General features: G+C 54.0%; 29 protein-coding genes. 15 read left to right on the top strand and 14 right to left on the bottom strand.

All coding sequences use genetic code 11. The features are described from left to right. Positions 1 to 25: 25 nt before the first annotated feature. Both PISL_RS06040 and PISL_RS06035 read left to right on the top strand, forming a co-directional pair. The gene (locus tag PISL_RS06040) at positions 26 to 1,927 is read left to right on the top strand and encodes a 2-oxoacid:acceptor oxidoreductase family protein (RefSeq protein WP_053240553.1); all 1,902 of its coding nucleotides are present in this window, start codon (positions 26 to 28) and stop codon (positions 1,925 to 1,927) included. Next, on the top strand, positions 1,924 to 2,865 hold the full coding sequence (locus tag PISL_RS06035) for a 2-oxoacid:ferredoxin oxidoreductase subunit beta (protein ID WP_011762917.1): 942 nt from the start codon (positions 1,924 to 1,926) through the stop codon (positions 2,863 to 2,865). Before PISL_RS06040 ends, PISL_RS06035 begins: the two co-directional genes overlap by 4 nt. On the opposite strand, the gene PISL_RS06030 is transcribed toward PISL_RS06035, so the two are convergent. Beyond that, on the bottom strand, positions 2,862 to 3,497 hold the full coding sequence (locus PISL_RS06030; protein WP_011762916.1) for a YkgJ family cysteine cluster protein: 636 nt from the start codon (positions 3,495 to 3,497) through the stop codon (positions 2,862 to 2,864). The two genes, PISL_RS06035 and PISL_RS06030, sit on opposite strands and share 4 nt — an antisense overlap. 71 nt (positions 3,498 to 3,568) lie before the next feature. On the opposite strand from PISL_RS06030, the gene PISL_RS06025 reads away from it, so the two are divergent. From PISL_RS06025 to PISL_RS06015, 3 genes are all read left to right on the top strand, one after another. Beyond that, positions 3,569 to 3,850 (top strand): hypothetical protein, encoded by a 282-nt coding sequence (locus PISL_RS06025; protein WP_011762915.1) that lies wholly within the window; start codon positions 3,569 to 3,571, stop codon positions 3,848 to 3,850. Between the two features lie 268 nt (positions 3,851 to 4,118). Further along, positions 4,119 to 4,928 (top strand): TroA family protein, encoded by an 810-nt coding sequence (locus PISL_RS06020; RefSeq protein WP_011762914.1) that lies wholly within the window; start codon positions 4,119 to 4,121, stop codon positions 4,926 to 4,928. Further along, positions 4,925 to 6,172 carry a tRNA(Ile)(2)-agmatinylcytidine synthase gene (locus PISL_RS06015; protein WP_011762913.1) on the top strand — a complete coding sequence of 416 codons (1,248 nt, stop codon included), beginning with the start codon at positions 4,925 to 4,927 and terminating at the stop codon, positions 6,170 to 6,172. Before PISL_RS06020 ends, PISL_RS06015 begins: the two co-directional genes overlap by 4 nt. Before the next feature lie 233 nt (positions 6,173 to 6,405). Here the strand turns inward: PISL_RS06015 and PISL_RS06010 are convergent, their stop codons facing one another. From PISL_RS06010 to PISL_RS06000, 3 genes are read right to left on the bottom strand one after another with little or no spacing between them, the layout of a single operon-like run. Next, positions 6,406 to 7,518, bottom strand: a complete 1,113-nt coding sequence (locus PISL_RS06010; RefSeq protein ID WP_011762912.1) for a SufD family Fe-S cluster assembly protein — start codon at positions 7,516 to 7,518, stop codon at positions 6,406 to 6,408. A 12-nt stretch (positions 7,519 to 7,530) separates the two neighbouring features. Beyond that, complete coding sequence (locus PISL_RS06005) at positions 7,531 to 8,496, bottom strand: pyridoxal phosphate-dependent aminotransferase (protein ID WP_011762911.1); 966 nt, start codon at positions 8,494 to 8,496, stop codon at positions 7,531 to 7,533. Between the two features lie 55 nt (positions 8,497 to 8,551). Continuing rightward, on the bottom strand, positions 8,552 to 9,961 hold the full coding sequence (locus PISL_RS06000) for an elongator complex protein 3 (RefSeq protein WP_011762910.1): 1,410 nt from the start codon (positions 9,959 to 9,961) through the stop codon (positions 8,552 to 8,554). Positions 9,962 to 10,141: 180 nt separating this feature from the next. Between PISL_RS06000 and PISL_RS11545 the strand changes: the two genes are divergently transcribed. The 6 genes from PISL_RS11545 (at position 10,142) to PISL_RS05980 (ending at position 12,765) form a co-directional block, all read left to right on the top strand. Continuing rightward, positions 10,142 to 10,363: a PaREP1 family protein gene (locus tag PISL_RS11545; protein WP_280531755.1), complete on the top strand. Its 222-nt coding sequence runs from the start codon at positions 10,142 to 10,144 to the stop codon at positions 10,361 to 10,363. Then, complete coding sequence (locus PISL_RS11540; protein ID WP_342364426.1) at positions 10,296 to 10,586, top strand: PaREP1 family protein; 291 nt, start codon at positions 10,296 to 10,298, stop codon at positions 10,584 to 10,586. The genes PISL_RS11545 and PISL_RS11540 overlap by 68 nt, the downstream gene beginning before the upstream one ends. A gap of 88 nt (positions 10,587 to 10,674) precedes the next feature. Then, the gene (locus PISL_RS05990; RefSeq protein ID WP_245218334.1) at positions 10,675 to 11,433 is read left to right on the top strand and encodes an ATP-binding protein; all 759 of its coding nucleotides are present in this window, start codon (positions 10,675 to 10,677) and stop codon (positions 11,431 to 11,433) included. Next, a complete protein-coding gene (locus PISL_RS11295; protein ID WP_245218332.1) occupies positions 11,399 to 11,644 on the top strand; it encodes a hypothetical protein in 246 nt (81 codons plus the stop codon). The genes PISL_RS05990 and PISL_RS11295 overlap by 35 nt, the downstream gene beginning before the upstream one ends. A 240-nt stretch (positions 11,645 to 11,884) precedes the next feature. Then, a complete protein-coding gene (locus PISL_RS05985; RefSeq protein WP_053240373.1) occupies positions 11,885 to 12,439 on the top strand; it encodes a class I SAM-dependent methyltransferase in 555 nt (184 codons plus the stop codon). Positions 12,440 to 12,459: 20 nt separating this feature from the next. Beyond that, positions 12,460 to 12,765, top strand: a complete 306-nt coding sequence (locus PISL_RS05980) for a hypothetical protein (protein ID WP_011762908.1) — start codon at positions 12,460 to 12,462, stop codon at positions 12,763 to 12,765. Here PISL_RS05980 and PISL_RS05975 read toward each other — a convergent pair whose 3' ends face one another. The 8 genes from PISL_RS05975 to PISL_RS05940 all read right to left on the bottom strand — a co-directional run bounded on the left by PISL_RS05975 (position 12,766) and on the right by PISL_RS05940 (position 20,572). Continuing rightward, positions 12,766 to 13,272 (bottom strand): hypothetical protein, encoded by a 507-nt coding sequence (locus PISL_RS05975; protein ID WP_167827636.1) that lies wholly within the window; start codon positions 13,270 to 13,272, stop codon positions 12,766 to 12,768. Positions 13,273 to 13,295: 23 nt separating this feature from the next. Continuing rightward, a complete protein-coding gene (locus PISL_RS05970) occupies positions 13,296 to 13,892 on the bottom strand; it encodes a hypothetical protein (protein WP_011762906.1) in 597 nt (198 codons plus the stop codon). After that, positions 13,889 to 15,112, bottom strand: coding sequence for a hypothetical protein (locus PISL_RS05965; protein WP_011762905.1), 1,224 nt, complete (start codon positions 15,110 to 15,112; stop codon positions 13,889 to 13,891). The genes PISL_RS05970 and PISL_RS05965 overlap by 4 nt, the downstream gene beginning before the upstream one ends. Then, positions 15,109 to 15,474 (bottom strand): hypothetical protein, encoded by a 366-nt coding sequence (locus PISL_RS05960; protein ID WP_011762904.1) that lies wholly within the window; start codon positions 15,472 to 15,474, stop codon positions 15,109 to 15,111. The genes PISL_RS05965 and PISL_RS05960 overlap by 4 nt, the downstream gene beginning before the upstream one ends. Beyond that, the gene (locus tag PISL_RS05955; RefSeq protein ID WP_011762903.1) at positions 15,471 to 17,108 is read right to left on the bottom strand and encodes a hypothetical protein; all 1,638 of its coding nucleotides are present in this window, start codon (positions 17,106 to 17,108) and stop codon (positions 15,471 to 15,473) included. Before PISL_RS05955 ends, PISL_RS05960 begins: the two co-directional genes overlap by 4 nt. Before the next feature lie 61 nt (positions 17,109 to 17,169). Continuing rightward, positions 17,170 to 19,710, bottom strand: coding sequence for a WD40 repeat domain-containing protein (locus PISL_RS05950; RefSeq protein ID WP_011762902.1), 2,541 nt, complete (start codon positions 19,708 to 19,710; stop codon positions 17,170 to 17,172). Between the two features lie 44 nt (positions 19,711 to 19,754). Next, complete coding sequence (locus PISL_RS05945; protein WP_011762901.1) at positions 19,755 to 20,156, bottom strand: hypothetical protein; 402 nt, start codon at positions 20,154 to 20,156, stop codon at positions 19,755 to 19,757. Between the two features lie 17 nt (positions 20,157 to 20,173). After that, positions 20,174 to 20,572 carry a class III signal peptide gene (locus PISL_RS05940; protein WP_245218330.1) on the bottom strand — a complete coding sequence of 133 codons (399 nt, stop codon included), beginning with the start codon at positions 20,570 to 20,572 and terminating at the stop codon, positions 20,174 to 20,176. Between the two features lie 315 nt (positions 20,573 to 20,887). Between PISL_RS05940 and PISL_RS10810 the strand changes: the two genes are divergently transcribed. From PISL_RS10810 to PISL_RS05930, 3 genes are all read left to right on the top strand, one after another. Then, a complete protein-coding gene (locus PISL_RS10810; RefSeq protein WP_167827635.1) occupies positions 20,888 to 21,055 on the top strand; it encodes a hypothetical protein in 168 nt (55 codons plus the stop codon). Next, positions 21,042 to 22,109, top strand: coding sequence for a zinc ribbon domain-containing protein (locus PISL_RS05935; protein ID WP_011762899.1), 1,068 nt, complete (start codon positions 21,042 to 21,044; stop codon positions 22,107 to 22,109). The genes PISL_RS10810 and PISL_RS05935 overlap by 14 nt, the downstream gene beginning before the upstream one ends. Positions 22,110 to 22,175: 66 nt before the next feature. After that, positions 22,176 to 22,391, top strand: coding sequence for a hypothetical protein (locus tag PISL_RS05930; RefSeq protein ID WP_053240369.1), 216 nt, complete (start codon positions 22,176 to 22,178; stop codon positions 22,389 to 22,391). Here PISL_RS05930 and PISL_RS10805 read toward each other — a convergent pair. After that, positions 22,343 to 22,480 carry a hypothetical protein gene (locus PISL_RS10805; protein WP_167827634.1) on the bottom strand — a complete coding sequence of 46 codons (138 nt, stop codon included), beginning with the start codon at positions 22,478 to 22,480 and terminating at the stop codon, positions 22,343 to 22,345. The two genes, PISL_RS05930 and PISL_RS10805, sit on opposite strands and share 49 nt — an antisense overlap. Further along, positions 22,473 to 22,661, bottom strand: a complete 189-nt coding sequence (locus PISL_RS05925; RefSeq protein ID WP_053240368.1) for a hypothetical protein — start codon at positions 22,659 to 22,661, stop codon at positions 22,473 to 22,475. The genes PISL_RS10805 and PISL_RS05925 overlap by 8 nt, the downstream gene beginning before the upstream one ends. A 256-nt stretch (positions 22,662 to 22,917) precedes the next feature. Between PISL_RS05925 and PISL_RS10800 the strand changes: the two genes are divergently transcribed. Continuing rightward, positions 22,918 to 23,064 carry a hypothetical protein gene (locus PISL_RS10800; protein ID WP_167827633.1) on the top strand — a complete coding sequence of 49 codons (147 nt, stop codon included), beginning with the start codon at positions 22,918 to 22,920 and terminating at the stop codon, positions 23,062 to 23,064. The last annotated feature ends 126 nt before the right edge of the window (positions 23,065 to 23,190 follow it).

Below are 23,190 nucleotides of genomic sequence, written 5' to 3'. Positions count from 1 at the left end.
AAATATGTATATTATTCTTGTTCTAATGAAAATAAGTTTCTTAATAGGGGGTCCACAAGGCAGAGGAGTAGAGACTGCTTCTTTTATGTTCATATATGGCGTAGGCGCTGCGGGATATTATGTATACGCGCGACGAGAGTTTTGGAGTAATATAGCGGGAGGTCGCCATAGCTATGTAGTTGGTACAATCTCCGAAAACTGGCCCGCCCCAGCGCCTGGAAACAGCGTAGAGTTGGCGTTGACATTCGACGGACATGCCGTATTAGAACATATCCATCATCTAAAGAAAGGCAGCTTCCTCGTATATAATACAGAAGAAGACCCCAAGACTCCAGATAGTTATCAAATGCTCGCAAAACCCCTTGCGGAGAGACTCAAAAAATTCGCTAAAGAACATGGGTTTGAACCGACGGTAAAGGGTTTTGTAGAATATCTAAGACAAAACGGCGTTGAAGTATTAGGGCTCCCCTATAATAAACATATAAGCGAAATAGGAAGAAAAATTGGTGTTACATCGCCGGTTATGTTGGCTAGATTTGTTAACACCTTTGTCGTAGCTCTCGGCGCGGCTCTTCTAGGTCTTGACGAGGAGTATGTAGCTAGAGGCGTCGGTTTTGCCCTTGGCAGAAAGGCAGAGGTGATAGAGCAAAATAAAAAAATCGCTGCCGAGGCCATAAAACTCGTTGATAAGCGGATAACTACACTTAAGCCCCGCAACCCTGGCGTTAAGCGGATATTTTGGAACGGCAATGAGGCGTCTGGCTACGGTAAGGTAGTTGGTGGGATAAGATTTGTTGCATATTACCCGATAACGCCTGCCACAGACGACGCAATGACATTTGAAAGACTTATACCATTTCCAGTGGATAGAAACGCAGGTGAGTTGGCAAAGTTTGAGAAAATCGGCGCAATGGCGTTTCAAGCTGAAGATGAACTATCAGCTATAGCTATAGCTACCGGCGGCGCGATTGCAGGGGCAAGAGCTGCTACAGTCACGTCCGGCCCTGGCTTTAGTCTAATGGCGGAGGCGCTCTCAATGGCTGGAATGATGGAGGTTGGGGTGGTGGTCACTGTATGGATGCGCGCAGGGCCAAGTACAGGCCAAGCCACTAGACAAGCTCAACAAGACCTTCTATTCTCCCTCTTCATAGGCCATGGCGAGTATCCAAAAATCGTATATGCCAGTGGAGACTTAGAGGAGGTGTTTCTTGACAATATTAGAGTTGCAAATTGGGCAGAACGCTACCGCGTTCCAGTGATACACCTCGTCGACAAAAATCTGTCTAACACATTCGCAGTAATGCCGCTTCCAGATCCTGCAAAAGTAAAGATACAAACTGAAAAACCAGTCGTCTTCCCACAGACAAAAGACGCAGAAGCATATCCACTTGAAGAAATACTACCGCCTAAGTTACTACCAGGCATCTCAAACGCAATTTTCCACTTAAACAGCTTAGAACACGATCCGGAGGGCGATCCAGAAGAAGATCCCGTGGTTGTAACCAAGATGTTTGAAAGAAGAATGGCAAAGCTAAAGCTTATTGAAAGCGAGATTTCACCAGAGGAGAAGGTGTTGTATTTTGGGCCTCAAGACGCCAAGAGGGTGATAGTGGGGTGGGGGTCTGTAAAACCCGCGGTTCTCACAGCGCTTGAGGAATTAAAAGACGTCGGCTTTCTCTATGTTAAAATGCTTTACCCATATCCAGTAGAACTCGTTAAGAAATATCTACAGGGTAGGGAGACGCTCTTCATAGAAAATAATTACCTAGGCCAACTCGCCATGATTACCCAGATGTTTGCCGGAATAGAGCCGACAGCTGTGGCTGTGAAGTTCAACGGGAGACCTATAACAACAGATGATGTCATCTACGCATACAGAAAATTTGTAGAAGGTCAAAAGACTATTAAAATAGAGACAGACTTATGACTATGCAGACAGTTAAAAGAACAGTCGCCGACTACAGATGGGTTAGGACTCCTGAGTGGTGTCCCGGCTGTGGCCACTTTGGCGTATTACAAGCCTTGTATAACGCCTTTGCAGAGCTAAATCTCGACCCAGCAAACTTAGTGTTAGTCTCGGGGATTGGGTGTTCCTCCCGCCTACCCCATTTTGTACGTACCACAAGTGTCCACGCAATCCATGGCAGAGCAATTCCCTACGCCCTTGGGATAAAGCTGGCCAATCCGTCTCTCGAAGTGATTGTAGTCGGCGGCGATGGGGACTTGATGGCCATAGGAGGGAACCACCTCCTTCACTTAGGCAGACGTAATGTAGATATGACAGTAATTTTAATGGACAATTCTGTATATGGACTCACGAGAGGACAGGCTGGGCCCACTCTCCCGGCTGGCATTAAAGTTAAAGCTATACCAAAGGCCAACCCACAGAGCGAGATAAATCCGCTACTCCTGGCTCTAACAGCAGGGTTTACATTTATAGCAAGGGGGTATGCCTACGATATAAAATACACGACGAGACTTATTGTCGAGGCTATAAGACACAAGGGGTCTGCCTTTGTACAGATATATAGTCCATGCGTCACCTATAACAACGTAATGACGAGAGAGTGGTACGAAAAGAGAATATATAAACTTGACGAAGCAGATCCAACGTGGGACCCCGTTGTACATGACGAAAAAGAAGTTGATGTAAAAATACGCAAAGCCCTAGATAAAATCGTGGAACGGGACAGACTGCCGCTAGGTATATTCTACAAAAACGAGCTTGTCCCCACCTTTGAGGAGAGATATGAAAGCATATACGACCCCAACTACCGCAAGATGCCTCCTGCGCTCCAGCCAATAGAGATAGATGGCAAGCCTGTGGTCGATTTTGAAAAACTTGTAGCCGATAGATTGCTCTAGCGTAACAACTTTTCTAGCGTTAGCTCTGGGTAAAAACGCCTAATAAACGCAAAGCCGTTTACCACTGGGAAAAACGGGTATTTATCCTCCTCCGCCAGTTCGACCAGCCCCCTTTTCCACAGCTCTGACAAAACCTTTGCATAGAAGTACCTCTCCTCCAGCGTTTTTAAAGCCACTTCGGTCTCTCTTGGTGCGTATTTAACCGCGATATTTATATTCGACATCTTGACTACATCTTTCGGCGTGAGATCGCGGCGGATCACAGGGCATAACGTAGACATGACAAATCTCACCTCTATATGTATTTCACGGGCTATTGGGTCGACGCTGTATTTAATAACCTTTGGCAAATAGGGAAAAGAGCGGCAAGTCAGCGGCTTATAGAGGTCGTGGATTTTACACTTAGTGCCCTCTAGGAAGGGACACTTCCCCTCTTCATTTAAATGCATTAGGTAGCTCAACGCAATTCTCAGCCCAGATTTCAAATCTGCAACTCTATATGCAGGCGTAAAAACAACCGCGACGCCAAGCTCCTTGGCTAACCTCTGCAATACATAAACTTCGTGGGGCAACACTGTGACGGGACTTGCTCTACAACATAAGGCGCAGTCCGGCTGGCAGTGGAAAGTCACAGTGGCTCTCCATCGTACATACTTTATAAACTATTCTAGAAAGTCTTAAAAACATCCACGCCGCTAATTATATGCTAGATCAACTACTGGCGCTCGTCGGCCCATTTATAGTGGGGTTTTTAGTCGGCGCCTTAGCCAAAAGAATTTTGTCAGCCGCCCTCATACTTACTGCGCTGGTTCTAGTATTAGCGGCATTGGGCTATATCTCGCCACAACAAATAACTGCAGTGTTACAACAGCTCGGCTATGCAACAAAAGACGCAATATACTACGCCATGAAAATAAAAGACACAATCCCCTACTCATCTATAGCCTTCCTCCTAGGGCTGGCCCTAGGTTTGTGGCGTGGATAACATAAATACTGCTTAGGAGAAAATAACTGGGGGTGCCGAGGGGACGGGGGGCGCCCGGAGACGGGCCCCCTCTGGAACCTCCCGCACCGTCCGCGGAGGGTGCCGGCGGGCCGCCGCAAGGCGGGGGTAAAAACCAGCCGGCGCCACGGCCCCCAAGCAGGGCCTATGAGGCCGCGGCGAGGCCCGGGTAGGGGGTTAGATTGATACCCCAACAGAAGCGGGGGTATGCGGCACCCCCATCTTTTTATAGCGCTATTGATCACCATATGTGATTTTTAGAGGGGCGTTAGACGGCGTGCCAGAGAAAGTGGTTAGTTTAAACCCCTCTGTAAACGAGTTTCTGGCTATACTTAACATAAGTTTGGCAGGCCGCGACGCTTTTTCATATAGACCTGCGGAATTACTCAGAGTGCCGATTGTCGGAACCTTCGTAGACGTTAATATGGATGTGCTAGAGAAAATTCGGCCAGATCTCGTAATTTTATACTACCCAGTCCAAAAACATTTATTAGACGAAGTAACGAAAATTGCCAAGGCAGTTATAGCAGTTCCAACGCCGACAAATATAGACCATGTCGTGGCCATCTTTAGATTTTTTGCAAGAATATTTGATAAAGACGAGGAAGGGGATAGAGTCGCAGGTATATACCGAGAGTTGTTTAAAGGCGTACCGCTATATGACGACGTCTTGGCAATTATAAACCTAGGCGTTTACGACGTGGCTTGTAGCAACTCCTATGTCGCAGACGCGTTGACACATATAGGCTTGAGATATATGAGGGGCCTCCCTTGTGTGTTTAGACAAAACGAAAGCCCCCCAACCGAGTTGATAGAAAGAGCAAAATTTGTAGTTTATGAAGCCAAGGGGAAGATGTATTACGAAAAAGAGGTTCAGTTTCTTAGAGAGAAGCCGTATGTCGTAACTCCCAACGACACGTTAGCCCACTACGGGCCTTCGCTTCCGTTAGATCTCCAACTGCTTTTAAACGCAGTTGCAAAAGACATGAGATTTGTAGATAAAACCTCCAGCGTCTCTAGGCCGAGCCTAAGAGACAGGTGGTATTCTCCATATAGATGAGAGTTGTAGTAGGTATAGACGATACAGATAGCCACAGAGGTGGATGTACGACATATGTAGGCTATGTGTTAGCTAAGGAGATAATGAAAAAATGGGGGCCCCGCGCGTTTAGAGACTTTCCCCACCTCGTCCGGCTAAATCCAAATATCCCATTTAAAACCAGAGGGAACGCTGCGGTGGCATTAGACTTAGATATCCCAGAAGGCGATATAGAAGAGCTTTGGAAACTCGTAATTGACATAGTAAACATATATGCCAGACGCGAGGGAAAGACAGACCCGGGGGTGGCTGTGGCAGTTGGCGAAATACCAGAGCGGGCCCGTCTCTTATACCGCATGGCCCTAACACAAGTGGTGAGCGCAAGTGCGGCAGATAGAGTCGGCGTTCGCACATGGGGCGGCAGAGGGAGAGTCGGCGCCGTTGCGGCAGTAGGCGCGGCGTTTCCAAAATCCACTTTTGAACTAATAGCATATAGAGAGGGGGAGAGAGCCCCAGTAGCGCCTGAGCTTGTACAAGCCATGGAATTGTTTACATACCCCTACACTTTCCACAACTTAGACAAAAGACGTGTGTTGATAGAGCCCAGGGGGCCTGACCCTGTATATTACGGCATACGTGGACTTACGCCACAACACCTTAGATATGCATTGGCCCTCTTAGAGAAATGGGGCTATAAGCCGGTGGGGTGGGTAATATACAGGACAAACCAAGCAACAGACGCACATATAGAACTCGGCGTCTTCTTCCAAGACCCATACCCCTACTCATTCTATAGAACAAGAGGGATTATTGTAGAGACTAGGAGGATTAGTGGCAGACATTTAGCCGGCAGATTAGACAACGGCATTGAATTTGTTGTGTATAGACACTTGGGAAAACTAGCCGCAAGATTGGAAAGATGTATAGGCTGTGACGTCGTACTCTACGGCGGGGTAAAACCCAGGGGGGAGTCCCTATATCTATATGTAGAGAGGGCCTATATATTGGGCAGATACCTCGCCGAGAAAGGACGATGTCCATACTGCGGAGGGTCGCTTGAGAGTCTGGGGAGGGGCAAGGGGTGGAGATGTAGAGGGTGTGGAACTATTTTTTACCACGTAGCGACAAAGTGGCTATACGATATATCGCCGCAAGATATACTACTGCCGCGGCCAGGCGAGTGGCGCCATCTCTTAAAACCGCCGGAGATAGACCCCACAATTCCAAATTTCTTCACGCCAGAGGGCGTAGAGTGGATTCGCTAAAACAGCCCCCTCTGCGACGCCGGTCCTCCCCGGGAGGGCGCGGGGCCCGCCCCGAGTCGCTTGGGCAACCCCGGGCAAGTAGGGTCGTTGGGGCTGGCGGCGCCCCCTAGTCGCCAAGCCCCAGAGCCAGGGTAGCGGCTCATAGGAGAGATAATTTACGAGAAAGTAGGATAAACGCAGCATATAAGACGCCGTCTCTACTTCAGGCGGTTAAGCACCTCGTTTAGATCTAGCTAAAACATGCCGACGGATTTAAACACAGAGTTTACAAAATCTCGAGCCCTGTCAGACAGCGTAGAGAGGTATTGATCTATAAGGCTAGCTATCAACAACCTAGAGATGTCCTCTTTTTTTATCCCGCGGGCCCTTAGGAAAAACTCCTTCTCCTCGTCTAACGCCGCGTCAGCCGCTGAGTGTCTAGCGCCTGCCACATCGCCTGTCTCCACCAAAATCACAGGTTGTGTATTTACCACAGCCTCATCTCCTGCAATATAGGCCACCCCGTCGACAGAGCTCTCGCTGCCGACCCCCCTCTGGGTAATTCTGCCCACCGCGCGTTGCGCGACAAAAGATCTGTCGGCGGCTACTGCGTAGAGTTTTGCAAAACTCCGGCCCCTAGGCGCGTTGTTGACGAGAGAAACCACGTGATCTATCCTACTCTCGCCAAGCCCCAACTCCAGCCCCACAACCTCGGCGTAAGTCTCCTCCCCAAGTATATACTCCTCTCTGACGGCGTTCATAACTCCGCCTACTACAAACGGCCTCCCATATATAGAAGAGCGAATAGACAGTGTAGAGTGTACATACTGGGGGCCGCCGCCTCTAGAAACAAGGACATATTCAACAGGCCCCCTCACATCGCCCTCTACAACCGCCGTATGCATTGTATCTACACCACTTTCGACATACACCACTATAGAGCCTGACGCAGATTTGTCTACGTCAAGTAGTAAATGGCTGGCAACATGGGCTCTTTGCAAATCTGCAATTAATTTAATTACGAGAGGCTCCACCCGGCTCTTCACCCCCACATAGACAGCCTCTGAAAGCGCAGAGGCGTGTAGAGCTAAAATCTTGCTATTTATCTCCACTTGCCTAAATATGTCATTCGCCAAGGCCGTCTCTACGCCGTTGCAAACGCCCCAGCCGGCCAAACGGCCGTTTATAACAACAATTTCGCAAGGGCCGGGCGGATGTTTCTGAGGCGTGACGTCTCTCAACGGTTTAAAACCCTCAAACTTAGACCAATCTGTGTAGTATCTAATAGTTGGCGAATCTGCTATCTCTTGCCACGGCAGTTTACCCGCGAGCTCTAACCCAAGCGCCCTTGCAGTGTTTAAGTCCATGGTAAAACTGCGTTATGAATTAATAAGCAAGGCCAACGTTCTGACAAGCTGTAGATTCATCCCCCTAGTGCCTACAGTAATACGTACATAGCCAGGCCCAAGCCTCTCCTCCTCGTCCCTAACCCACACGCCGAATTTCCTCAACCCCCTCGCCAAGCCCGGAGGCCCCTTCGCCAGAATAAAATTGGCGTAGGTAGGCAACACGTCAAAGCCAAGCCTCTGGAGCTCGCCGAAGAGAAACTGCGCCTCGCCCTTGACAGTTTTAACTACGTCGTCGACATAATCCCTCTTATAGAGGGCTGCTCTGGCGGCGGCTAGAGATGGGAGGGAAATCCAGAGGCCGTCATGTAATTTAAACTGTCTTCCAAAGACCACAGGCGTTATTCTAAAGCCCGCCAGTAGAAACGCTTTCGACATTGTTCTCACTACTGCGAGGTTAGGCCAACTCTCGACGAGGTCTACTATAGACACGCCAGAAAATTCAAAAAACGCCTCGTCTACCACCGTCGGCTTCCCCAAGGCGAGTACCTCCTCTAGATCTCTCGGCGAGATTAACAACTGGCCGCTTGGGTCATTGGGGCTGTCTATATATATGGCATCTGCCCTCTTAGCTAGATCTAAAAACTCGGAAAGCTCAAGCCTAAACCTCCCGGCGATAGAGGCGCCGAGGATTTCAACCCCCAGAGACCTCGCATATTCTTCAAACTTATAGAAACAAGGCGCGGGGGCTACAAGCTTTTTTACGCCGCGGAGAAATAGCTCGAAAAAGCCGTCTACCCCTGGAAACAACACGACATATTCAGGCTTTACTCCCGCATATTCTGCATAAAGCGTCTTCACCTCGTCATAAAGCTCTCTAGGCGGATACCAATTGACAAAACGCGACATATAAGACGCCGCCTCTACTACATAATCAGGCGGTTGAATAGGCACCTCGTTTTGATCTAGCTTAAGCACGCCGGCAGGAGGGGGAAGCATGAGATACACAAATTTACAAAATTAAACAACAGCAGACGACAAAGCCGCCGGCGTCTTATCTAAGCTCTTTACACATGTAGGGGCCACATCTCTCATAGCCGAGCTTCCTGAAGTAGGGCCTGGCCCCCACGCCGCTTATCACAGCGACTTTCTTTGCTGAGAACTCCAACGCGGCAATTTCCTCAGCCCTCTCCATGAGAGATCTGCCTATGCCCACGTGCTGCCACCAGACCCCCTCCTCCCCCACCGGCACCTCTGGGCCATATACATGTATTTCTCTCACCAACGCCGTCTGCCCAACGAGCTCCGGCCTATGCGGCTTATACGGCATCCTCAGCCTAAGTATGCCATATAGAGTGTCGTCCGGCCCCACAGCCTCTAAAAAGACCTCCACGCCGCGAGAAGCTTCATAGATATGTCTCTTTATTTCCACAGGCCCCGGCTCTACGTAAACGCCGTTGGCAAGCTTTATGCCAACCTCTCTACACCTTATTTCGACACATTTAAGACCTAGCTGCTCCATCCGCTTAAGCACCACCTGTCTCATATTGCCCCACCTCGGGCCGTCGACGACATGGTGCAGAGGTATATCCCTCCCCAGCCTCATAACCCTGGCCCACCTCGGCACAGAGGCGTAGATTTTCGCCAACAGATCGAGCCACGTATCCTCGCCGTAGCTCCTATAGCCGCCCCGCCTCCACTCCTCATACAGCCTCGTCCCGGGGACGACGTACGTGGGATATATCTTGACGCAGTCCGGCATGAAGTCTGGATTTGAAAAAACCTCCCTAAACATCTCCAGGTCGCGGTCCGGGTCGCTTCCGGGGAGCCCCGGCATTAGGTGGTAACACACCTTATACGCCGAGTCCTTCAGAAGCGCCGTGGCTCTCACCACCTCGGCAACGCCGTGGCCTCTATCGACCCGGGCCAACACGTCGTCGTAGATAGACTGGACTCCCAGCTCTACCCGCGTCACCCCAAGCCTAAGGAGGAAGTCCACCTCTCCCACGTCGACGTAGTCGGGGCGCGTCTCCACAGTCAAAGCCACCAGCCGGATCCGCGCCCCCTCGTTACGCCGCTGCTCAAGCTCGAGGTCAGGCGAAGGGTCGGCCCCAGCCGCCCAGCTGGGGTAGTCGTTGAGAGCCTTAAACACGTTGCCAATAAACCACTCCCTATACCACCTAGGCAAAGCCGAGAAGGTCCCGCCCATAACCACCACCTCCACCTTAGAGGGCATGTGGCCGTTGTCGAGATACACCTTCACCCGCCCCACCACCTGCCGGTAGGGGTCAAAACCACTACGCCCAGCCCTCAAAACCACCGGACTATCCGGCATATACGACTTGGGAACCCCAGCCGCAGAGGGGCAAAAGCTACACCTCCCCGGGCAGGGAAAGGGATGCGTCATCACGGCAACTACGTGAACCCCACTGGCCATCCTAATAAACCGCAGAGGCTTTTCCACAAGACAAATGACAAACCATTAAAAAACCAACGCGGCCAAGCCCGGCGCCGCCGTCTGCGAAACGGCTACGACAAGACATAAATACATTACCGCGGGCTATCTCGTGGCATTCGACGCCTGGCCGCCTCCAATGCGTGGCGCGGTGCTAAACAATACGCCAAGCTGAGAACAGAAGAGGCCGTGTTAGAGGCGGAGCTCGCCGTTAGATTTCTAGAGCAGGGCCTTATGAGAAACGCCGCAGGCAAGGCGTGGCAGGCTTGGAAAGCGCTTCTGGCGGCCGCCGCGGCGCAAAACAGAGAGGCAATCGCCAGCAGATTCGGCGGCGTTGTGAAAGATAAAAACAGGAGAGGCCAGGCAAAAGTCGGATATAATCATCGCATATATACCGACAACGAGGGCTAGAGAGGTCGCGTCTATCCTAGCAGACATATACGGCGTGGAGATAGTATATCTTACAGACTTGGCGATAAACCTCCACGAGTTCCAATACAACGGGCTAGACTCAGAGGGGGTCGCAAGCCGCTACACAGACATACGCAACGTCGAAAAAGACATACGACACCTCGCCCAGAAGACCAAAGAATGGGCCAAAAAGATCCAACAGCCACCGCCGGGAGATCCGTAGACCCACCACAACGCGATACCCCCGCGCCACACTTGACACAGATAAAACGCTACACAAAATCTATATAAAACAAGCCACAGGGAGAGACGTGGATATCTTCGTCGGCCGTGTCCGGGAGCTTAGGTGGTTTAGGGAGGTTATGGGGGAGCAACATACCTACCCCTTTCTCCTCTACGGCCCTCTCGGCTGTGGTAAGACGACGTTGGCGCAGAAGGTCGCGGAGAGGGCGGAGGAGCTCTTTGGCGACGTGGTGGTTCTCTACATAAACGCGAGGGCAAAGAGAGCTAGAAACGCCCTCTTCACAAACGCGGTGCAGTGGCTGAAGGAGGCGCTTTCAAAATTCGCAAAGGCGGCGGCCGGCGAAGTAGGCGAGTTCCTGGCCAGAACCGCGGTAGACATCGCCCTATACTTCGTAGAAAAGACCTCTAAAGACATACTCCTCGTTGTGGACGAATTCCACCGAGCCTACAGAGACGACCCAGTCGGCTGGGTCAAATACTACATGGACCTAATGGAACACCCCTCCCTGAGGGACGAAGAACTCAGAAACATAACACTCAACGTCGTCCTCATTACGTCTGAGTACACCGCTGTCGAGAAGATACTCCCTAAGGGCTACGCCGATCCGTACATGGTCTGGAATCTGGCGCGGGAGGAGAGAGCTCTACGACGCCCTCAACCCGCCTATAGACTTCGAGACGCTATGGCGGACATGCGGAGGAAACCCCAGGTGCGTAGGCGACTTGAAGAGGGTGGGCTGGGACGTGGAGAGGTACGTAAAGGCCATCGTCAAGAGGGAGGGGGTAGACAAGATGGCGAGAGAGGTCGCCAAGCTCGGAGTTGTTGAATTGCTCAAGCGGGCGGTGGAAGACCCAGACGTCCTCGACAAGCCGGGAGCCGAGAGGCTGGAGAGACTGCTCTACAAGTACAACAAAGTGTTGGAGCTGACGGAGACAATCGCAGGCGGGAGGCCGCCGAGAGACCCCGCGCTCGGTGTCGGCGAATACTACGCCTGGCATTGGCCAGCGCTAAGAGACGCGGTAGCCAAAGCGCTTTGACCTTCGCTGCCTCCACCCTGCTGGTAACATTTGTACCGGGTGTGTGGCCGTCTCGGAGATGGCCCACTTATATCTGCAGGAGCGCGGGCGCCCTCCACCGAGAGGTTGCGCCGCCGGAGGAGCGTACTTAGCTTTTAAACTTCAACATAGATATGTATGTGGCGGTTTACTACGACGAAGATCTCGGAGGCGCCAGGAGTGCGGCAGACTCTATTGTCCTCCTCGTGTGGCTTGCTGCGTATGGAGTGGGCTAGGCGGGCTAGGGAGGCTTACCTCGCCATAGGCCGGGAGTACGGCGCGACGAGGGCTAGGCCTCTTCCGGTGGCCGACTTCGCCACGGCTGGGCCAAAGGCGTTGGACGTGGGGTCGGGCACCGGCGCGCAGCCGAGGTACCTAGAGCACGAGCACCCCTACGTGGTGCACTGCGACCTCGACAGGAGGCTCAGCCCAGGCGGGGACTTCGTGGAGTGCGAAGCCACCATGCTCCCCTTCAGAGACGGCGCCTTCGACGCCGCCTACCTAGTGGCGGTGATACACCACATGCCCCCCGAGGCCGCCCGGAGGGCTCTGGCGGAGGCTAAGAGGGCCGCCCGCCTCGTGGTGGCGACGGCCTGGGCTCCCGCCAGAGGCCGAGAGGTCGCGCCGGGGGTGTACGAGGTGCCCTGGGGAGACAGAGCCACCCGCATATATTACAGATACGAGCTGGAGGACCTAATAGCCATGGCCCCCGCCGCCCCGCTCTCGGCAGGCGTGGCGAGGAGGAGGCGCCAGACCAACTACTACATACTTTTTTAACTACGAAACGGAGAGGCGCCGTGGCGTACATAAACCCGGCGGACAAGGCCAGATTCGGGGAAGACGCCACCTCGGAGGCGCTGAAAAACGCCGAGAGTGCCGGCCTCAGAGCTGGGCCAAACGAGCTGAGGATGGGGGACTTCTACGCCAGATACGCCGGCGGGCACGTGGAGACGAGCTACGGGAGATACAGCGCGGATCCACAACAGTGGGAGATCCTCAAGGCCTTGATAATCAGCCACGCCGCCACCTACAGAATGCCGCCGACCCCGGAGGAGCTGGGGAACGTGCTGTTTGCAGCCGGCGTGATAATAGAGGGGACGTAGTCACCGTGCGACAGTGTAGTTGAAGTACCTCACGTAGTAGGGACTTGGCATAACCCAACTGGTGTAGCAACCGTCCCGCGTTAGATCAACCCAGTCTCCAACTGCGCAGTCGTAGTTCTGCCCCTTCTCGGCATACACTTTTACAACCCCCTCGGGCTTTACTAGATCGCCCAGGTAATAGACCGCTCTTGAAACAGAGACTCTGGCGCTCGCTTTGCCTCTATACGCCGTCATGTCTACAGTGACCACTAAAACGCCGCCGACGTTACGAAAAGTTATAGAGTAGTAAAACGCGTCAAACGGCGGAGCATAGCTAGGCAAAGACATCTGTTGCCTAAAGCCATAGACGCCGGGAAGCAACGCCGTAGAGACGCCTACCCTCACCTGGTTAGCCACAGAATCTAGAAGAGCTTGCGCCGCGGCGCGCACCTCCTCCTCAAACACAGCCTGCGCCTGCACGTCGACAAGCCACGCAATTATAACCGCCAAAACACCAGCAAAAGCCATAGCTACGGCGGTCTGTAAGGCGTTCATCGCAATTCGACCCTAACCGGAACAACCACGACGGAGTCGACGCCTTGGACTCCTATAGTACATTGATCCACGCTGTAGACCCGCGGCGCCTTCACCTCGTAGTACACCCCAGCCCCAGAGGCGCTAGGAGATGCCGTATATGTTATATTAAGCACAACCGCTACTCTGCCATATCTAACCACACGCGGCGTCAACGACGCCGAAGTTCCCCAGCCGTACACCGCCAGCGGAGGCTCTGGAGCATCTACAACACGCCCCCACACAGTACCTCTAAACTGGCCAAACAGAGAGAGATACTGAGAGCGGTAGATCAACGTGGTGTTATACACAGGCGCGCCTCCACACGTACCAACAACCGCAACGCGGTAGTCCAACCCACCAAAGCGCAACGTCGGAAGATTCAAAACCTTCTGCGCATACGCCGCGCCCATATCCGACTCTATACCGTCAGCCAACACGTTAAGAAAGGCAAGAGCCGCACGCGCCTCCACCAACGCCTGATATTGATAAATCTGTTGAAGAACAATCGGAACAGCCGCAAAAATAGCCAGAAGCGCAAAAGCCGTAATAATCAACAACTCAAGAGACGTCATGGGTACAGCCAGTATAAACCATAACTTTGAAGAATCCCCTTAACATTACTACATATGTTCTCCGTAAAATTGAGGTATCCGTTTCTATGTATAACCCAATAGGTGATAGATGCATCCCTTATCTTCACATCTACGATTGTTACATTGGCATATATCGTGTTGAATTTGCTCACTACCGCACTATTTGTAAAATTATAGAGGACAATTGGAATGTGGGAAGGATTATTCAGAGAGCTCCAGGGTTTACCATTGGATAACACCCCGCTTTTGCAGATATATGTGAAATCTCTTGGCAGAACGTACAGCGGAATTCCGCCAACGTACGCCTTTAAGACGTATTCGTTAAGCCCCTGGGTATTTATGCTATACACGGCGCTTCGCTCTGTGTAGTTTACTACATTCACTCTCGGATATGCCACTGTATAGTTTATAGTCCAACCGTCTTGCAGATACATAGTTCTATTGAGGGCTATAAACTTTGCCGACCATGCGTATGGTCTTGATACAGTAATATTTACACATACCACATCTGGCGTACATTGGCTATCGACGCCGAGTACTCTGACACCTACGCTAAGACTCCTAGTTATGTTAAGATTTACAAGAGCCAAAAGCGAGATGTTCATAACCATAGATAGACTATATGAAGCCATATAGGTTCTATTTGGCAGAATTATGGCAAAAGAAGAGATAGGTCTCAAGATGCCTCTGTCTATATGCCAAGCGGCAACAACATACGGAGGTAATGGGGTTCTAAACACAGTTCCGTTAGGCGGTTTAGACAGAGTTATGTTCACGAGGGTGAGGCCGTTCGTGCTTTTGAACAATATAGATCTGCAGTTGGGCCTCCGCAACCACGTGGGCATTTCTGCAGATAGGCCAAGGGCCGCTCTGTTTGCTACAAAAAACTTCATCGAGGCGTTTACCATATCTGCAGTCTTGTTGATATGCAACCAGCTACAGTATGTGTCAAGCCCTGCCGCAGGTAGCCCATATGCGGCGGCGTTTTCTGTAAAATTGAGCAGAGAAATCGTGCCGACGTAGTCGACGTAGGAAGCTACGGCGTCTACAGCTTTTGCCACGTCGCGTGAAAATACTCCATACGCCGCTCTGACGCCGCCGAAGCCTGGCGCAGAGACCGCCGCCGACTGTAAGATCAATACGGCGGAGATAGCCAAGGCGATTACCAAAGCTGTTACGAGGATCACCTGCCCCCTCATGACTTCACAACTATACAGACGGTCGTGCCGTTTGGAAGCACAGTCGCGAGCGATATCGAAAACCTCGGCGCAGAGGCCGCCGGACATGCGCCACCGCTGGGAAGAGCCACATCTACAGACGCCAGGGGGTCAACCGATTTGGCCTCTACATTTGCCTGTTCTACCGCGCCGTCCCAGTCTCTCCACAGCCGGAAGAGGAACTCCTGGCTGGAGGCCAGCCGCACGGCAAAAAGCGAAAGCTCGGCAAAACGGCCTCTCTCCCCCGCCTGCACCACGATTGAGCTAGGCGCCGTGTAGTTGTAGAGAGCCAACACCAACACGAGGAGAAAAGACGCAAATACAAGCTCCACAACCCACCTCATGGGTATCTAAACACCCACAGGTCGACTTTATACGTCACCTCGCCTGCGTCAGCCAGAGCACTTGCGTAAGACACTGCAAGAGCCTCTGGGCGTCTCTCAGCCCACCTCCTCCAGGTGGCAAAACGGATTTCGTAGAGAGGCGGGAGGCCACCAGTGAGTGGCATAACAATCACATCCTCCTGAGGGATGCCCCCGCACTTAGGCGGGTCGCCATTACTATTCCGCTCCACAGCCGCAATAAGAAACTTGGCTCTGCCCAACCACTGCCAAGGGATAAGGCAACCGCCTCTATCCTTATCCCCGCTTTGGCACAAATCTGCGAGATTTATACTAGAAGCAGGGTTAAGCACGACATTATTCAGCAACGGCACGGTCTGCCCGCCGAGGTAAGTCCACAGACCTCTTAAGCCTAAAGCGGAGACTCCGGGGTCATAGCAGCCACATAGGCTTGCGCCCCTTCCAGCGTTTTGAATAAGTTTACTATGTATGAGGTAGACACCTGCATCTGGTCTAGCCACCAAGCCGACTAGCGAAACCGTCCCCACTCCTCCATATGTGTAGTTTACCGACTTCATCATTACGCCTCTTGCGTTAACCCACGCAAACTTAGGCACACCTGCAACAGAAGCTACGCCATAGCCGTTTTCGTCTGTAACACCAGAGGTGCAGTCGATCTGTGGGGCAACAGCACTTTCTAGCTTGATACAGCTTGGGTTGAAGGTAGACGGCTGTGTGTTAACAACAGGCGCAGATGTAGTAATAGTTACGCCGTTTAGGGTATACGCCACAGTGACCGTACAAGACGGGAGACAAGAGGGAGCGCCAGGAAGCGTATATTTAAAAGAGTCAGAGCAGTAGGACCTCACGACTTTATTGAGCCTGTCGCTGAACTCATTACCGAGAGAAATGCCGACTATGTTTACATCATACGGATACGTATTCAGGACATCTATTCTTAGATACCATGTCGTTTTGACGTCTTTCCCTGTTTGACTCGTTTCACTCCACACGTACGCCCCTATTATCTGAAGCCCCTGCTGTTGTAACACAGGCGAGCCGGCGCCCCAATAGACGTAACATACGTCGTAGCTATATACGCCAGGGGGCTTTATGTTAATGAAAACCTGGCTACTCTGCAACATGATACTTATGTTCAGCGCAGGCTTGGCAACTATCTCAATGTCGTATTTATTCCACTGGTCGCCAAAGAGCGACCTCAATATTCTCTCGTAAACAGCGGGGTCTACACTCTGTGGCGTAGGCACGCCCCATAGATACACGCCGTAGCCCACCTTAGTTACGGGGTAGTCCTGGCCCGCTGTATTTATTGTACAATTCGCCTCTGCGGTTACGCCGGAGACCTCGGCGAGGGCGAGAAGCTTTCTAGAGTCAAGCTGACCAGGGAGTTGTGGATCTGCAAGCCCAAGAGATTGTACGCTGTTTATATCAGTCCAACCCGGCGGCGAGCCGGGAGACGAAACTATCTTCTTCAATATCTCCTGGGCATCTAGCTTCGACGCGGCTTGAAGCTCCGTCTGCTTTGTCACATCTGTGAAATAGTAGGAGAGCAGGTATACTCCCAACATAAACGCCGCCACCAAGCCGAAGGCGATGAGCATGTCGATAGACTCCATACCTCTCACAGTATAGAAGATTGAAGAAAGGATAAATATTTTGTGGTGGCTCCGCCGACCTCTACTCCGCCACCTCGGCCATCAGCTTCGCCAGGCGCCTCCTCTTCATGAACCACACGGCGAGCGCTGCCGCGGCCGCCCCGCCGCCTATTGCGGCTAGAGGCAATGGGTCTAGGGCCCAGACGGCCTCGAAGGTAGCGGGCCCGTAGACGTAGGGCATCTGGGGGTAGCTGTAGACGGTGCCCGTCGCCTTGTCTCTCCAGCCGGCGAACTTCCAGTGCAGCGGCGGGGGCGACCAGACGTCCATCGGCGTAGGCACCGCAGACGCCGTGGACCCCTCGTCGACCCACATGGGCGGGGGCGGCGTGCCGTAGGCCGAGACGAAGGTCACCAAGTACTGCCTCTTCGTTACGTAGGTTATGTTGAGCGGCGCCGTCACCCTAAACGACGCTGCGGCGCCCGTGGCGTTGGGAAGGCCGTTAACCAGCCACTGCCCAACCACAGTTCTGACGTTGCCGCTCTGGTTCAACACGGGGGGCGCCGCCACCTTTATCACAGAGCCGCGGTCTGCCCAAGTGGCGTTTGGCGGCTCCACCACCTGAGCCGGCGGCTTCACCCACACCCTGTACTGAGTGACGTATATGGGCGTAAGCGTAACCGGCCTCTCAACGGTGACGGCAAGAGTCCGCTCCCTCGACTCGGCCTCCCTCCACCTGACGAAGGCAAGCCTCGTCCCGTTTCTAAACTCCACGTCGGGGGCGTAAAACACCGCCTTAGTCCCGGCCTCGGCCCACAGCGTGTCGGAGCCGTTGACAGTGGCGGGGTAGTAGGTGCGCACCCTGTACTGCTCGACGTAGACCCCCCTCACCACCACCGGGTAGGTGGACACCTCGGGGGCTACGCCGGAGGCCACAGGGTTCCCAAAGGCGTCGAAGACCAGCACGGTCTTCAGCCAGTAGCGCCTCTGCTCGTCTATAGGCACGGCCTGGGGCAGCTCCACCCTGTATATGGCCTTGACCGTCGTCGGCCCAGCCACGTTGACGGAGAGGGTGGGGGTCGGCAGATCTATCCTCCTGCCGTCTACCTCCCAGCCCGCTAGGACGAGACGGCCGGAGGAAACCGGCGAGTTGTAGACCGGCACGTTTACGCTGGGCTCTGCGAAGAAGGTGGCTGGCCCCGCGGCCCAGGCGGGGCCCCTCGTTATGTTCGGAGGGGAGAGGTGCACCCTATACTCCTTGACGTAGCCTATCTCGATGGGGCTCTCCAGGTCCCCCCTCACCGCCAACGTCACGTTGCCGAGGGGGCGGCATCTGAAGTCGCCTAGGTATTTGTACTGGGGCGCCACCGTCACGTCGCCTACAGGAAGGAGCACCACGCCGGAGCCGGACACCAGATACCTATACACCGAGCCGCCCACCACCACCTGCACCTCGGCGGGGAGGCACTCGGGAGGCGCCGAGACGCGCACCGCGGCGAAGGCGATCCTAAAGCCGGAGACCGTGTCCCACCGCTCCACCGCCAGGGCCCTCCCGTCGGCGGATACGGCGACGGAGGTGACGGGGGCCGAGCCGAGGAACCTCGCCGCCTCCCTCCCGTTCCAGTACACCAAGACGTCGCCGCCTAGGGTGCCCACGACGACGATAGACCCGTTGTTGGAGGCCGCCACCGCCGTGGGCAGAGAGGGGGCCTTCGCCCTCCACAGCTCGCGCCCCCCGCTAAACGCCACCACGTAGCCCTGGGTAGCCGCGACGAAGAGAGAGCCGTCTTGGCTCAGCGCCGCCGGCACCTTCGGCGTATCTATCCCGTAGTCCACGTAGGAGGAGGGGGTCAGCCTAACGCCGTAGGGGTAGTACTCGACCGTGGGGGCCGCCCCCTTGGAGAAGCAGAGCGCCACGGGGCTCCCGTCCGGCCTCACTGTGAGGTAGTACACAGAACCGGAGCACGACCCGACGAGGCTCCCCCCGGCGTAGATCTTGCCCCCGGCGGTGCCGACGTACAAGACGTCCCGGCCGTAGGCAAGCGCGGTCACCGGCTCGCCGTATGTATACACGGCGTACACCTTCCCATCCCTAAGCACGTAGACCTCCCCCGAAATCGTCCCCACGGCCACATCCCGGCAGTTTGTGGCTACGGCGGTGGCGTTCACCCTAGGCCCAAGCGAGACGGCCCACAGGGGGTAGCCATAAGGCGTGTGAAGCGAGGCAACCGACGTCTTGTAGACGCTCGTCAAAACAAGCGGTGGAAGAGGGATTGTGAAGTTAAGCACCACGTTAACCGCGCTGGGGAAGGAGATGCCGTACTGGCTCAAAGTGCTGACGAGATCAGGAGAAAGCTGGACAGTAGCCGGAATAGAAACCCTAAGCTCCATAGGCTGTTGCCTCACCACGTAGAGATACGGCCTGTTAACCACCGCCACACACCTCCCCACCGAGTCCGTCGCCGCCAGGGGAAAAACCGCGTCGATCTGCCACAGAGTTCTCCCATCTATGCCGACGCCGGCCACCCTGTCGGGCGCGGCCCACCAGTAGACGTCGAGACCCTCCGAGGGGACCACGTAGGCGAAGGCCAGAGCCGCCAGCAGAAGAGGAACAAGCCACCTCATAGGCCCACGATAGGCCTTAAATATATGTATTACGGTGAAGCCCCCTATCCACAACTCACCGAGCTTATGTCCGGCACGACGATGGGGTTAACCACGTACCCCCTCCCACTGCCCGTCACGAGGATAAGCGCAGGCGACGTCCCCGGCGTAAACGACTCGCCGAGAGACCCCCTCACGGCGACAGTCCTCCCAACCGGCACGGCGAGAGAGACCTCCACAGACTTCCCAGACTTCGTAGACACCAGCCACCTCCCATAGAAGTCGTGAGGACCCGCGTTGTAGACACACAGAAGGAAGCCACCCCCCGCATCTACATAAGCCGCGATGGAATACACCCGCGAAAACTCCTCCTTAGCCACCAGAAAGCTAGAGATAAGCCAAAACCCAAGAACAAAAGCGATGACGAGGACAACCACTAAAACAACCAAAAAACCAAGAGAATCCATGGGAAAAAAGAGGGAACTTACGGCTTTACGATCGCGTTGAACGGGAAGCTCTGGCCGCCAGACAGAATCACGCGGCCAGGCAACATAGTGCCAGGCGTCCACTGGCCTGTGAACTTGGCAGTTAGCGTGGCGTTTCCACCCACCGTTATCTTCTGGTTCACTGACTGGACTTGTCCCGCAAGCTCAATCGCCGACACTTGTACATCTACAGGTCCAGGGTTCACTACAAAGATCTTCAGAGTGCCATTGCTATACAGCGTGGCCGTCACAACGTTTAGTCTTGGCTGTCCTGTGGTGGAGGCTACGAATGTGGTGTATAGGTACCAGCCTACTGCTACCGCTATTATCAGCACTATCGCCACTATTATCGCTATCTCCAGGGATGTCATTCCTCTTGGTTTCGTTGGCATAGGCATGTGTACGTCTGTCTTTAAATATTTTGCTGTGTGGGTTGTATGCTGTAATGTCAGGGGCATGGCCGTGGGGCTACCTTTGCCTCTGCTCTGTGGCCTTCTCCTCTTATCTCTTCGACGTTCGGCCCCTCTCCCCGCATCCCGGCGACCCTCTTCATGGCTCTGGGCTGTCGAGCCACGCCCCCATCCTTGGGGCATCACCGTCAGGCCCCGGGGGGCCGCGGGGCCACCGCGCTCACAGTTCCCTCGCGCGGTAGCTCTGTATACAGTTCACAGAAGAATTTAAGTATTTCTGCGAAATGCACATATATCGCTTCTGTGAACTTCTCTGTGGACAAGATATACATCTACACCGGGTCTGTTCAAGTGGATAGAAAGGACAAGTACGAGTACTACAAGGTGTGGATCGGCAACAGGCCGGAGCTGAGACCCCTCTTGGGAAAGAGGGTCGTTGTCGTCATCTTGGTGCCGGATGAAGAGCTATAGAGCGATTGCGCTTAAACTGCCGGAGCTGGACTGTGGCGTGGAGCGGCTTATGGCGTTGGCGAATCTGGCGCACCGCGGATACCGCGTTGAGCCGCCGGATCTGCCCAAGACGGTGTCAATAATGCTGTACAGAAGAAGGCATGAGCTCGCGTTTGGCACAGAGCCGAAGAGGTGGCTTGCCAGAACGTGGTTTCCTCTCACAACCCTTAGGATTGGGAACGGTCAAAAAATCGGCGACGGTGGGGCCCCCGTCGTGTTGGACTTCGACAGAGGAGTTGTGAAGCTGAGGTTTATCTGCCACGCCGAGGTGCCCATGCCGAAGTGGGCCTACGACAGGGTCTCCGAGGGCGGCGACGTGAAGTTCGCCCTCCTTGGTCTCAAGAGGGGGAAGCCGCACCTAGCGCTGGTGGCGGAGCGTGAGGTCGAGCTGATACAGACGAATAGCGTCCTAGTGGTAGACGTCAATTCGTGGAGACACGGCGTTGTGTGGGCTCTGATCAGAGACGGAAAAACAACAAAGTGGGCGCGAGTGAGACCGGACTTGGGATACATAGAGCGGCTATACAGCGAGGTCGTCAGACTTGAGCACAAATACGGAAAGCTGGAGAGACTTGGTCTCCACGAGGGCAGAGACAGCAAGAAGCTGTGGAGACAGATAAAGCAGAAGAGGAGACGGCTTTACGCATACCTCAGAGACTTTGCGCAAAAGGCGGCGCACAGATTGGCACTGAAGGCCGTGAAGCGCCGAGCGGAGGTTTGGATCGACGACATGTTGGAGGAGTCCAGGAGGGAGCTGATTGAGGAGAAACTGCCCAGCGACCTTGTCAAGCTCTACATGCTCTACCTCCGTCGCTTTATCAACTTGTTGACGAACCAATTGGCGTGGTACGGCATTCCGTACAGATTTAAGCGTCTGCCGTCCACCGTGTGTCCAGTATGCGGTTCCGAGCTGACACAACTGCCCGACAGAACAATGGTATGTCAATGTGGATTCAGAGAAAAGAGAGACCTAGTGCCGATTAGGTGGGCACTGAAGTACACATCCCCGCCCTAAAGGGCGAGGCTTTCGGCTGTAAAGGCTGAAGGCGTCGAGGAGAGGCACGCAGAGCTCATCGCCTCTATGTTGAAGGCGGCGGAGAAGTATCTAGAGGCCGTGGAGGAGTTCTATATCTCCGTCGAGGGGGTGGAGTACGTGGGGAGGGCTAGGGGCGGCGCCGCCGTGGCGGTGAAGGTGGGCGGGGAGCCCAGGGGGGTGGCTCTGTTGAGGGCTGGGGAGCTCCTGGAGGCCTACTTGAGCTCCGCCTCGAACTTCTCCACGATCCGGAAGGCGACGTAGTCTAGGTACTGGGGGTCTACCTCTGCCTTGGCCAACACGGCGGCGACTACGCTGTTTCCCGCCCTAACCGCCGCCCTGTATCTATCCATGACTAGGTCTATGCCCAGGAGGTTCCCCCTGGAAGGCGGAGGCCAGCTCTCTCGCCTTGTTTAACACAGCCGTCAGCCTAGTCCAGACCTCTCTGTCTAAGCCCACGTATTTCACGACGAAGCCGCTTTTGTGCAAGACTGCGGCTGCCAAGATCTCCTCCCCCACGACGTCTTCAAACACATGTAGAGAATTATAGAGAATTATTCAGACGTAAAAAATTATCGATATATATTCTATCGGCGTAAGTATGTAACATCTCGGCGCAGTATTTAAATTAGAGTATGGAGTTTTAGAGTCAGGGGATCCTCCGCCTTCTGCAAGGAGTTTAGGCTGGCGGTTGCCGGCTTGCTGGGGCTGGGCGGGGTTTTGAGAAGACTGAGAGACCTAAGAAGCCAGACGGCCCAGTACGTAGAGCTTAGCGAGAGGGGTGGCGTAGGTGGTACAGAGAGTGGGGGAGCTTCTAGAGATAGAGGAGGGGGCTTGGTACGAGGCTTGGGAAAAGTTTTTGGAGGACTACGGGAGGAGGTGTAGGAGAGGACTAATAGACATGTCCTGGCGGCGCCTGGGGATCGCTGGGGGTTGAGTCGCGGCTGCTTGAGCCGGAGGGCTGCGTCTGTGACGGCTTAACCTACGTCTCTTCTCCCGTCGACGGCTTGTGTCCAGACCTTCTCATGGCGGCGGGGGAAGGCGTTTTACATTGTACATCGAA

This window comes from Pyrobaculum islandicum DSM 4184 (genome assembly GCF_000015205.1).
In the GTDB taxonomy this organism is placed as follows: Archaea; Thermoproteota; Thermoprotei; order Thermoproteales; family Thermoproteaceae; genus Pyrobaculum; species Pyrobaculum islandicum.
The sequence above is the reverse complement of the archived record's forward strand: the minus strand, read 5'-3'. Positions and strand labels throughout refer to the sequence as shown.

Bases quoted from the DNA above. Each gene is read 5' to 3' on its own strand.
- PISL_RS06025 (WP_011762915.1), top strand. From the start codon at position 3,569: ATGCTAGATCAACTACTGGCGCTCGTCGGCCCATTTATAGTGGGGTTT.
- PISL_RS05935 (WP_011762899.1), top strand. From the start codon at position 21,042: ATGAAGAGCTATAGAGCGATTGCGCTTAAACTGCCGGAGCTGGACTGT.
- PISL_RS05955 (WP_011762903.1), bottom strand. From the start codon at position 17,108: ATGGAGTCTATCGACATGCTCATCGCCTTCGGCTTGGTGGCGGCGTTT.
- PISL_RS06015 (WP_011762913.1), top strand. From the start codon at position 4,925: ATGAGAGTTGTAGTAGGTATAGACGATACAGATAGCCACAGAGGTGGA.
- PISL_RS06010 (WP_011762912.1), bottom strand. From the start codon at position 7,518: ATGGACTTAAACACTGCAAGGGCGCTTGGGTTAGAGCTCGCGGGTAAA.
- PISL_RS06035 (WP_011762917.1), top strand. From the start codon at position 1,924: ATGACTATGCAGACAGTTAAAAGAACAGTCGCCGACTACAGATGGGTT.
- PISL_RS10805 (WP_167827634.1), bottom strand. From the start codon at position 22,480: ATGGATAGATACAGGGCGGCGGTTAGGGCGGGAAACAGCGTAGTCGCC.
- PISL_RS05930 (WP_053240369.1), top strand. From the start codon at position 22,176: ATGTTGAAGGCGGCGGAGAAGTATCTAGAGGCCGTGGAGGAGTTCTAT.
- PISL_RS05985 (WP_053240373.1), top strand. From the start codon at position 11,885: ATGGAGTGGGCTAGGCGGGCTAGGGAGGCTTACCTCGCCATAGGCCGG.
- PISL_RS05950 (WP_011762902.1), bottom strand. From the start codon at position 19,710: ATGAGGTGGCTTGTTCCTCTTCTGCTGGCGGCTCTGGCCTTCGCCTAC.
- PISL_RS05965 (WP_011762905.1), bottom strand. From the start codon at position 15,112: ATGAGGGGGCAGGTGATCCTCGTAACAGCTTTGGTAATCGCCTTGGCT.
- PISL_RS05945 (WP_011762901.1), bottom strand. From the start codon at position 20,156: ATGGATTCTCTTGGTTTTTTGGTTGTTTTAGTGGTTGTCCTCGTCATC.
- PISL_RS06040 (WP_053240553.1), top strand. From the start codon at position 26: ATGAAAATAAGTTTCTTAATAGGGGGTCCACAAGGCAGAGGAGTAGAG.
- PISL_RS11295 (WP_245218332.1), top strand. From the start codon at position 11,399: ATGGCGAGAGAGGTCGCCAAGCTCGGAGTTGTTGAATTGCTCAAGCGG.
- PISL_RS05970 (WP_011762906.1), bottom strand. From the start codon at position 13,892: ATGACGTCTCTTGAGTTGTTGATTATTACGGCTTTTGCGCTTCTGGCT.
- PISL_RS05960 (WP_011762904.1), bottom strand. From the start codon at position 15,474: ATGAGGTGGGTTGTGGAGCTTGTATTTGCGTCTTTTCTCCTCGTGTTG.
- PISL_RS05975 (WP_167827636.1), bottom strand. From the start codon at position 13,272: ATGGCTTTTGCTGGTGTTTTGGCGGTTATAATTGCGTGGCTTGTCGAC.
- PISL_RS06005 (WP_011762911.1), bottom strand. From the start codon at position 8,496: ATGCTTCCCCCTCCTGCCGGCGTGCTTAAGCTAGATCAAAACGAGGTG.
- PISL_RS05940 (WP_245218330.1), bottom strand. From the start codon at position 20,572: ATGCCTATGCCAACGAAACCAAGAGGAATGACATCCCTGGAGATAGCG.